9 protein-coding genes and 1 pseudogene are annotated in these 13,076 nt (G+C 65.4%); 7 read left to right on the forward strand and 3 right to left on the reverse strand.

Annotation, left to right across the window (positions count from 1 at the left end; all coding sequences use genetic code 11):
* Positions 1–170: 170 nt before the first annotated feature.
* The 4 genes and pseudogenes from boxA (at position 171) to M2319_RS10815 (ending at position 4,179) form a co-directional block, all read left to right on the forward strand.
* The gene (gene boxA / locus M2319_RS10800) at positions 171–1,364 is read left to right on the forward strand and encodes a benzoyl-CoA 2,3-epoxidase subunit BoxA (protein ID WP_264601467.1); all 1,194 of its coding nucleotides are present in this window, start codon (positions 171–173) and stop codon (positions 1,362–1,364) included.
* Positions 1,348–1,932, forward strand: coding sequence for an acyl-CoA thioesterase (locus M2319_RS10805; protein ID WP_264601468.1), 585 nt, complete (start codon positions 1,348–1,350; stop codon positions 1,930–1,932). Before boxA ends, M2319_RS10805 begins: the two co-directional genes overlap by 17 nt.
* A 147-nt stretch (positions 1,933–2,079) precedes the next feature.
* Positions 2,080–3,033: pseudogene (locus M2319_RS10810) on the forward strand (helix-turn-helix transcriptional regulator); the annotation flags it as partial.
* 612 nt (positions 3,034–3,645) lie between these two features.
* A complete protein-coding gene (locus tag M2319_RS10815) occupies positions 3,646–4,179 on the forward strand; it encodes a NapC/NirT family cytochrome c (RefSeq protein ID WP_264601469.1) in 534 nt (177 codons plus the stop codon).
* 4 nt (positions 4,180–4,183) lie between these two features.
* On the opposite strand, the gene M2319_RS10820 is transcribed toward M2319_RS10815, so the two are convergent.
* Positions 4,184–5,572, reverse strand: coding sequence for an AtzE family amidohydrolase (locus M2319_RS10820; protein ID WP_264601470.1), 1,389 nt, complete (start codon positions 5,570–5,572; stop codon positions 4,184–4,186).
* 17 nt (positions 5,573–5,589) lie between these two features.
* Positions 5,590–5,841, reverse strand: coding sequence for a DUF4089 domain-containing protein (locus M2319_RS10825; protein WP_264601471.1), 252 nt, complete (start codon positions 5,839–5,841; stop codon positions 5,590–5,592).
* Positions 5,842–6,188: 347 nt separating this feature from the next.
* Here M2319_RS10825 and M2319_RS10830 point away from each other — a divergent pair, with 347 nt between their 5' ends.
* The 3 genes from M2319_RS10830 to M2319_RS10840 all read left to right on the forward strand — a co-directional run bounded on the left by M2319_RS10830 (position 6,189) and on the right by M2319_RS10840 (position 12,292).
* A complete protein-coding gene (locus tag M2319_RS10830) occupies positions 6,189–8,348 on the forward strand; it encodes an anthranilate synthase component I (RefSeq protein WP_264601472.1) in 2,160 nt (719 codons plus the stop codon).
* Between the two features lie 571 nt (positions 8,349–8,919).
* Positions 8,920–11,304 carry a phosphoketolase family protein gene (locus M2319_RS10835; protein WP_264601473.1) on the forward strand — a complete coding sequence of 795 codons (2,385 nt, stop codon included), beginning with the start codon at positions 8,920–8,922 and terminating at the stop codon, positions 11,302–11,304.
* A gap of 577 nt (positions 11,305–11,881) precedes the next feature.
* Positions 11,882–12,292: a VHL beta domain-containing protein gene (locus M2319_RS10840; RefSeq protein ID WP_264601474.1), complete on the forward strand. Its 411-nt coding sequence runs from the start codon at positions 11,882–11,884 to the stop codon at positions 12,290–12,292.
* Between the two features lie 48 nt (positions 12,293–12,340).
* Here the strand turns inward: M2319_RS10840 and M2319_RS10845 are convergent, their stop codons facing one another.
* A complete protein-coding gene (locus M2319_RS10845; RefSeq protein ID WP_264601475.1) occupies positions 12,341–13,066 on the reverse strand; it encodes a DUF4396 domain-containing protein in 726 nt (241 codons plus the stop codon).
* Positions 13,067–13,076 lie beyond the last annotated feature (10 nt).

Here is a 13,076-nt window from a genome sequence, read left to right on the forward strand (position 1 = left end):
GGCCGGCTCCCACCGTTCTCGCCGTCATTGCGAGCGCAGCGAAGCAATCCAGTGCAGCGCAGGCTACATGGATTGCCGCGTCGGCCTAACGGCCTCCTCGCAATGACGGTGGCAACGCGGTGCCCGACCCGACAGCCGCAAGACACCCGCAGCCCGAAACACGTGCCGCCATGAACAAGCCCGTAAAACAACATCTCATCGATCCGGAAATCTGCATTCGCTGCAATACCTGCGAAGAGACCTGCCCGATCGATGCCGTCACCCATAACGACGACAACTACGTCGTCCTGGCGGAAAAGTGCAATTTCTGCATGAGCTGCATCGCCCCCTGCCCGACCGGCGCCATCGACAACTGGCGGGTCGTGCTGGAGGCCTATCCGATCGACGAGCAGTTCGAGTGGTTCGAACTGCCCGAACAGGAAGAGATCAGCGGCGCGGCGGAGGCGGCCGAGAGCGACGACGCGGTCGAGGACGACGTCGCCCGGCTCCTGCATGAGGCCCATGAGGGCGCCGGCGGCAAGGTGCATCCGCCCGCCTCGGCGTCCGCCCCCAGCATCAACCTCTACAATCGCAAGCATCCGCTGACCGCCGTCGTCCAGGGCAATTACCGACTGACGGCGCCGGATGCGGAGAGCGACATCCGCCACATCATCCTGTCGGCCGGCAACCACAATTTCCCGGTGCTGGAAGGCCAGAGCGTCGGCGTCATCCCGCCCGGCACCGACCGCATCGGCAATCCGCATGCGCCCCGGCTCTACTCCATCTCCAGCGCGCGCGACGGCGAGCGGCCGAACACCAACAACTTCTCGCTCACGGTCAAGCGCGAGCCGGAGGGCGTCTGCTCCAACTACCTATGCGACCTGAAGAAGGGCGACACGGTCGAGCTCACCGGCCCGTTCGGCGCCACCTTCCTGATGCCGAACGACACCGACGCCGATATCGTCATGATCTGCACCGGCACCGGCTCCGCCCCGTTCCGCGCCTTCACCGAGCGGCGGCGCCGCGCAGCGCCGAACGCCAACGGCAAGCTGCACCTCTTCTTCGGCGCAAGGCGGCCGGAGGAACTGCCCTATTTCGGCCCGCTGAAGAAGGTGCCGACCAAGCTGCTGGTGCAGAACCTCGTCTTCTCCCGCCTGCCGGACCGGCCCAAGGAATACGTCCAGGACCGCATGCGCGTGGAGGGCACTACCCTCTCGGAGCTCTTGAAAAAGGCCACCACCCACATCTATGTCTGCGGCCTGAAGGGCATGGAGACCGGCGTCGACGAGGCGCTTGACGAGATCAGCCGCGAGGCCGGGCTCTCCTGGGACGCCATCAAGTCGGAGATGCGGGAGAGCGGCCGGTACCATGTCGAAACCTATTGAGGCCCCGTCACCTAGTGAGGTGCCGGGCAAGACGGCGGCAAAGCGCGGCTGGGTGTTTCCCGATGCCGTCAAGGATATCGAGACGATCCCGGCAACGCCCGCGGCGCCGTTCCGCTATGTGCGCAGCATCGCCTGGGCCGATTGCGACCCGGCGCAGATCGCCTATACCGGCAACATCCCGAGCTGGTGCCTGGAAGCCCTTGAGGCCTGGTACAAGGCCGTGCTCGGCGCCAACTGGTACGAGCTCAACCTCGACCACGGGCTCGGCACGCCCTTCGTGCATCTGGAAAACGACTTCAAGTCCCCGGTGACGCCGCGGCACGAGCTGGAACTTATCGTCCGGGTCAGCCGGCTCGGCTCGCGCTCGCTCGCCCACACCATCGAGGGCCGCCAGGGCGGCACGCTCTGCTTCACCGGGTCCTACGCCAGCGCCATGGTCGCAGCGGTGGAGATGAAGGCGATCTCCCTGCCGCCGATGATGCACGAGGCGGTGGAGCGGTTCGTCGCCGCCCAGGACGCCAACGGCGCCGGCGATGCCCGGGGCGCAATGGAACCGAAAAGCGCGTAGCTGCGTTCAGCTAGCTACCTGAGATTGCGATGCGGCTTTTGCGCGCGCATTGCTCGACGGCAGTTGCGTCAGTTGCATTATATTTCTAGTTTGAAACGGAGTTTATGGTGAGGGGACCCGTTCCGGCGGGCGCCCTCCACGCAACACGAATGGCAGCGAAATACGATGACGCGCGATAACGAGGCCAACGGTTTTCTGGACGAACTGGGTGCCAAGGTGAAGCTCGCCCGGGCCCGGCGCGGCATGTCGCGCAAGCTGGTGTCGGAAATATCCGGCGTCTCGCCGCGCTACATCGCCCAGTTGGAGAACGGAAAAGGCAATATTTCCGTCGTGCTGCTGCGCCAGATCTCCCAGGCGATCAGCGTACCGCTGGAAACGCTTTTTTCCGACATCGAGCCGATGACCGGCGAGATCGCCCAGATCGTCAAGAAGCTGCAGACCGCCTCGCCGCTGGAAGTCGCGCGGGTGCAGACCATCCTCGGCGTCAATTCCGAAGAATACGACAAGGCCGAGCGCTACGTGCTGATCGGGCTGCGCGGCGCCGGCAAGTCGACGCTCGGGCGGATGGCCGCGCGGGAACTCAACTACCCCTTCGTGGAGCTCAACGCGGAAATCGAGCGCCAGAGCGGCATGGCCGTCGACGAGATCTTCGCGCTCTACGGCCAGGAGGGCTACCGCAAGCTGGAAAAGGCGGCGCTGGATCGGATCGCCTGCAACTACAATCAGGTGGTGCTGGCGGCGGCCGGCGGCGTCGTCTCCGAGCCGGAGACCTACGACCTCCTGATGTCGAAATTCGTCGCCATCTGGCTGCGCGCCTCGCCCGACGAGCACATGAGCCGGGTGATGGCCCAGGGCGACAAGCGGCCGATGGCCGACAATCCGGAAGCGATGGAAGAGCTGAAGGAAATCCTCACCAGCCGCGAGGCGCTCTATGCCCGCGCGCCGATGACGGTCGACACCTCCGAGCGCTCGATCGAGGAAAGCCGCAACGACCTCATCGCCGCCATCCGCTGCAATCGCTGCGCGGTGCTCGATTCCATCGAGGAAGGCGGCGCAAGGGTCCGCGACGCCTGCGTCGGCGGCCGCTCCGCGGCGTCGTGAGGCTGCCGGACGCTCGACGGCGGCCGAACGGTGCTGGGGGGATGGTTCGGGCCTATGCCGTGTTCGCGTTGGTTGGCTGTTCTCCCCTCCCGTCGTCCCGGCCGTGGCGACGCGGAGAGCCGGGGTGACGGCTGAGTTTGTGGCGGATGCGGCGGATTCGACAAACGAGCGGAGATTACCGCTAGCGCCCGCTGGATTGCCGCGTCGGCCTTGCGGCCTCCTCGCAATGACGTTGAAATTTCAACGGAATCCGTCATTGCGAGCGCAGCGAAGCAATCCAGAGCGGCCTTCCGACTAAAGCATGTTGCGTTTTTCCTGAAACACGCAACATGCTTTAGGTCTTTGTTTTGGCGCGATTTCTTATCCAAAAAGTCTGTCACCTTTTTGGGAAAGCGCTTTAGGCACCGACATACCGTGCCGCGCCGGACAATCGGCCCCGGCTCTGGCTCGGGTGACGGCTGCGTATTGGGCTGGCGGAAGTGCCCACCCGCACCAACGCACCCACCTCCTTGCGGCGCAATGTCACCGGCCCTGTGCAACCCTTGGGACCCGTCCCCATCTCTGATGTGAGCGACCGTATTATACGAAGATCGAAACATCGGAGGGGTTCTAATGAAGCGCGGAGCCGTTATCGCCGTTGTGGCGCTGCTGGTTGGCGGGGTTGGCGGCCTTGCCGTTGCCGGCGTGGGCGCCACGGTGATCCATGAGACCAGTACCAATGCGTTCTGCACCGTGTGCCACGAAATGACCTGGCCGGAAGAGACCTACAGGGAGAGCGTCCATTTTACCAACGCATCGGGCGTCCAGGCCCAGTGCAAGGATTGCCACCTGAAAGGCGATCCCTGGCCGGCCTATGTGTGGCAGAAGGCGACCTTCGGCGCGCGCGACGTCTGGTACCATCTGTGGGGCACGATCGGCGAGGAAAAGGACTACCAGGCGCGTCGACAGGAGATGGCCGAGACCGTCTGGAACTGGTTGCAGGAAACCGACTCCGCGACCTGCCAGGGCTGCCATACGCCGGAATCCATGGTCGCGGCCGCGGCCAAGCAGTCCGAAATCGCCAGCGACACCCATGAGGGCGCGCGGGCCTCGGGCATGACCTGCATCGCCTGCCACCAAGGGGTCGGACACGGCATCACGCCGTGAGCCGTCAGATGATCGAGGCGACCGGCGCGCTGGCGATGCCGTCCTCCTCAAGCTGCGCGGCGACGCGCAGCGCCAGGTCCTCGCGGCCGGGCGCGGCGATGACCTGCACGCCGATCGGCAGGCGCGCGCCGTCCAGCCACACCGGCACGGCGACCACCGGCAGGCCGATGAAGGAGATCGGCTGGGTGTAGAGGCCGATATTCGGGCGGGTCGGCACCTCTTCGCCGTCGAGCACGAAGGTCTTCTGGCCGATCTTCGGCGCGTGGCAGGGTGTTGCCGGGGCCAGGATGACGTCGTGGGTCTCGAACAGCGCCGAAACCCGGTCGCGGAACCAGCGCCGGAAGCGCTGCGCCTCGGTGACCCAGGCGCTCGGCGTGAGCGCGCCGGCAAGGAAGCGGTCGCGGGTGTCGGGGTCGAAGTCCGCCGCCCGTTCGCGCAGCCGCTCCAGATGGTAGGCGCCACCCTCGGCCGCCGTCAGCACATAGGCCGCGGCGCGGGCCCGTCCCGCCTCCGGCAGCTCGACCTCGTCGGACACATCGAGCGCCTTAGCGACCGTTTCAACAGCCGCGCGGGCTTCCGGAAAACCCTTTTCGCGGAACCAGCCGCCGGCAACGGCGATCCTGAGGCCGTCGGCGCCCTTGTCCAGCTCGCGCATGGTCGGCGACGGCCCCGGAGCGGTCATCGGCGCATCGCGCAGGACGTCGAAGAGGAGCGCCAGGTCGCGGGCGGAGCGGGCGAGCGGGCCGGTATGGTCGAGGCTTGAGGACAGCGGCACGACGCCGGCGCGCGACAGCGCCCCGTAGGTCGGCTTCAGCCCGAAAACGCCGCAGAAGGACGCCGGCACGCGGATCGAGCCGTTGGTGTCGGTGCCGAGCGTTGCCGCGACCATCGCCGCGGCGATCGCCGCGCCCGCGCCGGCGGAGGAACCGCCGGTCATGTGGTCGGTCGCGTGCGGATTGCGGCAGGCGCCGTCATGGGCGTTCTCGCCGGTGAAGCCGAAGGCGTATTCGTCCATGTTGAGGGTGCCGATCAGCAGCGCCCCGGCCTTCTTCAGGCGCGCGACCAGCGCCGCATCCACGTCGGCCGGCGGGTTGTCGCGGTTGATCTTTGAGCCGGCACGGGTCGTCACCCCGGCGACGTCATAAAGGTTCTTGACCGCGACCGGCACGCCGGCCAGCGGCGGCAGCGCCTCGCCGCGGGCGAGCATGGCGTCGACCTCGGTCGCCTCGGCGAGCGCCCGGTCGGTGGTGACGTCGGTGAAGGCGGCAAGGCGCGGATTGATGGCGTCGACCGCCTGCAGGGCAAGGGTCGCCATGTCCTCGGCACTGACCTCGTTGAGGCGCACGGCCTCGGCGATCTCTTCGACGGTTCCGTAGAGCGGATCGATATGCATGGCTGGTCTCGTCGGGTTCAGCTTTTCGGGCTGTTATCGGCGGAAGTGCTGCGGGGGTCGAATTCCGGCGCGGGCAGACAGGACTCCGGCGCCTTGAACGCGGCAACGGCGCCCGCGGCACCGGCATTGGCGATGAGATGGGAAATGACGGCCTCGCGCCATTCCGGCCGGACCTCAAGGCCGAGGAGCCCCATGGCCGCCTCCATATAGGCGTCCCACTTTTCGCGATCTTCCGTCATCGTCGCCCTCGCGGTCTTGTCGTTCGGCATGCCATCTCGCAGGTGCGAAATCTATCTAAACCAAAGGCCGCGCGAAAGGTACCGATTCCCGCCATGCTGCGTCGAGCCGCAACTGCGACAGATTTGCTACGGAGCGGTGGTGGCTGCCGTTGCGGCGCGATAGCGGATTGCAAAGGCCGCCGCGGTCGGCTATGGGAAAATCATGATGACGAACCTGCAGACCGCGATGTGGTGGTGGCCCGCTTTTTAAAGCGGCGCCGACGCACGTCTTGTCTCTGCATTGACGAAAAGGCCGCCGCGGACCCCCGGGCGGCCTTTTCGTTATGTCGCCCGCCATTTGCCGATGCGACCGCTGACGAAGCGCATGGGAGCCAGATATGAGCGCATCCGACAAGGAATTCACCACCGCCGGCGGGATCACCGTCCGACGGACCCAGGCAGAGATCGCCTATGGGGAGGCTACCCGGGCGTGGATCGACCGTCTCGACACCATGCGCGGGGCGGTTTTTTCGTCGAACTACGAATATCCCGGTCGCTATACGCGCTGGGACGTCGGCTTCGTCAATCCGCCGCTGGTGCTGACGACGAGCGGGCGGCAGGTCGCCATCGAGGCGCTGAATGCGCGCGGTGCGGTGCTCATCGCGCCGATCGCCGAGGCGCTGAAGGACATGCCCGAGGCGGCGGACTTTGCTGCCGACGACCGCTCCGTGCGGATCACCATCAAGGCGCCCGAGGGCCGGTTCTCCGAAGAGGACCGCTCGCGACAGCCGACCGTCTTTTCCGTCGTGCGCCGGCTCGTTGCCCTTTTCGGCAATGACGAGGACGAGAATTTCGGCTTCTACGGCGCCTTCGGCTACGACCTCGCCTTCCAGTTCGAGCCGATCCCGATGAAGCTGGAGCGCCCCGACGACCAGCGCGACATGGTGCTTTACCTGCCGGACGAGGTGCTGGTGGTCGACCATTACGGGCGCCGGGCGACCGTCCTCTCATACGATGTCGCCTATGGCGGCAATTCCTCGGCGGGGCTTGCCCGCGACGGCGTCGAGACGCCCTTTGCAGTCGACGACAGCGATCCGGGACGCGGCGACCATGAGCCGGGCGAATATGCCGATGTCGCCCGCACCGCCCTTCCCTATTTCCAGCGCGGCGATCTCTTCGAGGTCGTGCCCGGCCAGACCTTCTACGAGCGCTGCACGACGCCGCCCTCGGCGATCGCCCGGCGGCTGACGGAGATCAACCCGGCTCCCTACGCCTTCTTCATCAATCTCGGCGCGGCGGAATATCTGGTCGGCGCCTCGCCGGAGATGTTCGTGCGGGTCACCGGCGGGCGGCGCGTGGAGACCTGCCCGATCTCCGGCACGATCCGGCGCGGGCGCAACGCCATCGAGGACGAGGCGCAGATCCGAAAGCTCCTTAACTCGGCCAAGGACGAGGCGGAGTTGACCATGTGCTCCGACGTCGACCGCAATGACAAGAGCCGGGTCTGCGTGCCGGGCTCGGTGCGCGTCATCGGCCGACGGCAGATCGAGATGTATTCGCGCCTCATCCATACCGTCGACCATATCGAGGGCCTCCTCAGGGACGGCATGGACGCGCTCGATGCGTTCCTGTCCCATGCCTGGGCCGTGACGGTGACCGGCGCGCCGAAGCGCTGGGCGATGGAGTTCATCGAGAACCAGGAAAAGAGCCCGCGCTCCTGGTATGGCGGGGCCATCGGCATGGTGCATTTCAACGGCGACCTCAACACCGGCCTGACGCTTCGCACCATCCGCATCAAGAACGGCATTGCCGAAATCCGCGCCGGCGCGACCCTGCTCTACGATTCCGTGCCGGAGGACGAGGAGCGGGAGACGGAACTGAAGGCGGAAGCCATGCGCGCGGCCGTGCGTGAAGCCGCCAAGGCTGGCACGGCGGCAACGGCGGAGGCGCGGAAACCCGTCGGTGACGGGGTGACGATCCTCCTCGTCGACCACGAGGATTCGTTCGTCCATACGCTCGCCAACTATTTCCGCCAGACCGGCGCAAAGGTCGTCACCCTGCGCTCGCCGGTCGACGACGCGGCGTTCGAGGAGATCCAGCCGGACCTGGTCGTGCTCTCGCCCGGCCCCGGCAGCCCGACCGACTTCAACTGCGCCGAGACCATCGGCCTTGCGCGCAAGCGGGAGCTTCCCGTCTTCGGCGTCTGCCTCGGCCTGCAGGCGCTTGCCGAGGCCTTCGGCGCAACGCTCGGCCAGCTCGCGATCCCGGTGCACGGCAAGCCGTCGGTGATCAAGCTCGCACCGCAAAGCACGCTCTTTGCCGGGCTCGGCGAGACGGCGACCGTCGGGCGCTACCACTCGCTCCACGCCGTGCGCGAAACCCTGCCGCCTGAGATCGATGTGACGGCCGTCACCGACGACGGCGTCGTCATGGCCATCGAGCACCGCGAGGCGCCGATCGCCGCCGTCCAGTTCCACCCGGAATCGATCATGACCCTGGAAGGCGACACCGGTTACCGGATCATCGAGAATGCGATCGGCGGGCTGGTGAAGCGGTAGGCCTTGCAGGGAATATCCAAGCCTCCGGCCGCGCCCGTCGCGGCCGGGGGCTTTTGTTTCCGGCCAGGGCCTTTACGCGACGGCGCTGTCCTCAAGACCATGCCGATATACTGAAATACGAAACTGTCGCCCCGCCCCTTCACGACGGCCCGTTCGTGCATAGATGATATGTCAAACCTGCCGGTCGCGTGCGACCGAAAAGGGCAGGATTCCGTTAGCCACGGCGTCATTTGTGACGGTTGCATACGCTGGCGTTGTTGCAAATTTTCGCTATGATGCCAACTGACCTTCGACACCGGCAGGATCGTCGCAAAAAAGAAAAGCTGAGCCTGTAAAAGTAAGAATCGGCTGTTTTAAAACCCGCCCGATGTCGCGTCCCAAGGGCGGTGCGATCAACCGGACAAGCGTGGATTTGCCCAAGGATCCGTGCTGGCCGCCCGAGCGATGGCGTATGCATCGCCGGCGCCCGCCCGCTGAAGAACGATCGCCCGGCCCTTTCCCAAGGGGGCCGCGGCCAAGGACCGCCCGCCATCCCGGCGCGTGCGGCCTGACGACGAGAAGGAGCCCCATGATGGATGCCGTAACACGCAGCCTTGAGCCGCTCGCGCAAGACGAGCTCCGCAACATCAATGCCTATTGGAGAGCCGCGAACTACCTCTCCGTCGGCCAGATCTACCTGCTCGACAACCCGCTCCTGAAACAGCCGCTGACCAAGGAGCACGTCAAGCCGCGGCTGCTCGGCCACTGGGGCACGACGCCCGGCCAGAACTTCATCTACGTGCACTGCAACCGGGTCATCAAACAGCGCGACCTCAACATGATCTACATTTCCGGGCCTGGCCACGGCGGCCCGGCACTGGTCGCGAACACCTGGATGGAAGGCAGCTACACCGAACTCTATCCGAACGTGCCGATGAACGCGGTCGGCATGCAGAAGCTGTTCAAGCAGTTCTCGTTCCCCGGCGGCGTCGGCAGCCACGTGACCGCCGAGACCCCCGGCTCGATCCATGAGGGCGGCGAACTCGGCTACGCCCTGTCGCACGCCTATGGCGCGGCCTTCGACAATCCCGACCTGATGGTCTGTTGCGTGATCGGCGACGGCGAGGCCGAGACCGGCCCGCTGGCCACCGCCTGGCACTCCAACAAGTTCCTCAATCCGGCGACCGACGGCGCCGTTCTGCCGATCCTGCACCTCAACGGCTACAAGATCGCCAATCCGACGGTGCTCGCCCGCATGAGCCACGACGAGCTCGACAGCCTGTTCGTCGGCTACGGCTACAAGCCCTATTTCGTCGAGGGCTCGGACCCGGAAGAGATGCACCAGAAGATGGCGGCGACGATGGACAGCATCGCCGACGAGATCAAGGCGATCCAGGACGACGCCCGCAACAACGGCAACACGACCCGGCCGCTGTGGCCGATGATCATCCTGCGCTCGCCGAAGGGCTGGACCGGCCCCAAGGAGGTCGACGGCAAGAAGACCGAGGACTACTGGCGTTCGCACCAGGTGCCGTTCTCCGACGTCATCAACAACACCCAGCATCTGGAACTCCTGGAATCCTGGATGCGCAGCTACAGGCCGGAGGAGCTGTTCGAGGAGAGCGGCGACCTGAAGCCGGAACTGAAGGCGCTGGCGCCAGAGGGCGCCCGGCGCATGGGCATGAACCCGCATGCCAATGGCGGCAAGCTCCTGCGCGACCTCAGCCTGCCGGACTACCGGGACTTCGCGGTCGCCGTGGAGCGGCCCGGCCACACCATGGCGGAATCGACCCGGGTGATGGGCAACTTCCTCGCCGAGGTGATGCGCCAGAACCTCGATACCGCCAATTTCCGCGTCATGGGTCCGGACGAGACGGCCTCCAACCGGCTCGGCGCCCTGTTCGACGTCACCGAGCGGACCTGGATGGCCGAGACGCTGCCGGAGGACGACCACCTGGCGCCGGACGGCCGGGTCATGGAGATCCTGTCGGAGCACACCTGCCAGGGCTGGCTCGAGGGCTATCTCCTCACGGGCCGGCATGGCTTCTTCTCGTGCTACGAGGCGTTCATCCACATCGTCGACTCCATGTTCAACCAGCACGCCAAATGGCTGAAGGTGAGCAAGGAGATCCCGTGGCGGCGGCCGATCGCGTCGCTGAACTACCTGCTGACGTCCCATGTCTGGCGCCAGGACCACAACGGCTTCTCGCACCAGGACCCGGGCTTCATCGACCACGTGGTCAACAAGAAGGCGGACATCATCCGGGTGTTCCTGGCGCCCGATGCCAACACGCTCCTGCACATCACCGACAAGTGCCTGAACAGCCGCGACTTCATCAACGTCATCGTCGCCGGCAAGCAGCCGCAGCCGCAATGGCTGTCGATGGATGCTGCGATCAAGCACTGCAGCGCCGGCATCGGCATCTGGGACTGGGCGTCCAACGACCAGGACGGCGAGCCGGACGTGGTGATGGCCTGCGCCGGCGACGTGCCGACGCTTGAGACGCTGGCCGCGGTCGACCTTCTGCGCCAGCACCTGCCGGACCTGAAGGTCCGCGTCATCAACGTCGTCGACCTGATGACCCTGCAGCCCAAGGAAGAGCATCCGAGCGGCCTTTCCGACCGCGAGTTCGACATCCTCTTCACCCCCGACAAGCCGGTCATCTTCGCCTATCACGGCTATCCGTACCTGATCCACCGGCTGACCTACCGGCGCACCAACCACAAGAACCTGCATGTGCGGGGCTACAAGGAAGAAGGCACGACGACGACGCCGTTCGATATGGCGGTGCTCAACGACATCGACCGCTTCGACCTCGTCGCCGACGTCATCGACCGGGTGCCGGGGCTCGGCTCCAAGGCCGCGTACCTCAAGCAGTTCGTGCGCGACAAGCTGATCGAGCACACCGAGTACATCCACAAATACGGCGAGGACATGCCGGAGATCCGCGACTGGAAATGGCCCTACAGCAGTTGAGCCTCGCATAACGCCTTCCGGCGACGCCACTCGCCGCCGGATGCAAAAAATTGCCGAACCCGGTCCTTCCCGCCGATGGAAGGGCCGGGTTTTTCGTTGCCGCTTGTTCCTGGCAGGTGCGTGGCGCAGAGCCCGTTAGGGCGGGCATTCCTAAAGTAGAAATTTCTAAAACACCTATCCGGCGAGCCTTGCCGCTCCCTCAACCAAGTCCTCAAAAATCCTTTATTGACGAAAAATAAATCTTACGTATACAATTATTTTCGGGAGCTAAATTCCGTGCTAGAGAAAGGAGTGAGCCATCAAGCACACTTCCAGTGTTACGCATTTCTGCTTCTCTTTCGCAAAGTAATTCTTGAGGCCGCACACTGTATCGGCCACCCCGTCGCCCGGTCATGCGTTCCTCTCAAGGGTGCCCGACTTGCCGGCGCTTGGGCCAATCCGGCCGGCGGCGGTCGCGGGAACCGTCTTTTGCGGCCGCAATACCTGGGGAGTGCCGGCCAGGCGGAAGAGAAGGTCGTGCGGTTACCGGTTACCGACTACCTTTCGCAAAGAAAAACACCTTCGTGGAGACGAAACCATGCTCACTGTCATCGGGGCAACGATCGTTGCGGCCTTCCTCGGCGGCCCGAGCGCGCAGACGATTGCGCCGGCGCCGGACGCCTCTCCGATCATCCGGGTTCAAAAGGGCATTCGCCCGCTCCGGGGGCGCCATTGCCCGCAGCCGCGCACGGTCCAATCCCGGCCGTCCGACAGATCGACCCAGATCCGCTTCATCAACAGCCTGAACAGCCCGGTCGAGCTCTACTGGATCAATTTCCGCGGCCGCTGGGTGGAATATGCGACCCTGCGCCCGGGCCAGCGGTACAGCCAGCAGACCTTCGTCGGCCACGCCTGGATCGCCTACGACATCAACGCCAACGACTGCGTCGGCAACAGCCTCTATTTCGCCACCAACGATCGCGGCCAGTGGGTCGAGTGGCACTACTGATCGGCTGAGGTCCCGTGCCTGCGCCGGGCGGCCTTAGCGGCCCGGCCGTCAATGGGCGCCGTGACCGGCGTGTTCGGATCCGTGGTGCCCGTGGCCCTCGCCGTGCCCACCGCCATGGTCGTGGTGGGTGTTGCGCGGGTCCATCATGCCTTCCTTGACGCCGTAGCGGATGAGAAGGACGTTGACCGGATAGGCGGCAATGAGGCCGAAGGTGAGCGACAGGATCATCGCCGACCAGAACAGCGTCTCGGTGATGCCCGACCGGCCGCCGACCAGGAGGTCGGTGCCGATGGCGGTCACCTCCATGACGGCGATGCTCGGCGTTTCCGAGAGCAGCGCATCGCGCATGGCCGTTCCGAACGGCACCCCGTCCTGGACCAGCGGGCCGACGGTCAGCGCATAGCCCATCACATAGGCGAGCACGAAGGTCGTGCCGGCAATCCACCAGTTGGAGAGCGACAGGATGCCGGCGGTGATGACGACGCCGATGATCTCGCCCATGCCGCAGCCCGAATAGCAGTGGGCGACGGAGCGGAACGCGCGGCGCCAGAGATGGTCGTCGCCGATCTCCTTGCGGCCGGTGAACCAGTAGATGGCAAGGCCGAGCGGCCCGGAATAGGCAACCGTGAACACCCAGACCACCTTCATCAGCGACATCAGGTGGGAATTGTTCTTTTGCAGGTCGCGAATGAGGACGATGACGCTCGCCACCGCAAGGACGGCCCAGACGCTGACGAAAATCGGGTTGGTTATGACTGCGCGGAAGGTTTCCATATGGGCGGAA

Source organism: Rhodobium gokarnense, assembly GCF_025961475.1.
Classification (GTDB): domain Bacteria; phylum Pseudomonadota; class Alphaproteobacteria; order Rhizobiales; family Rhodobiaceae; genus Rhodobium; species Rhodobium gokarnense.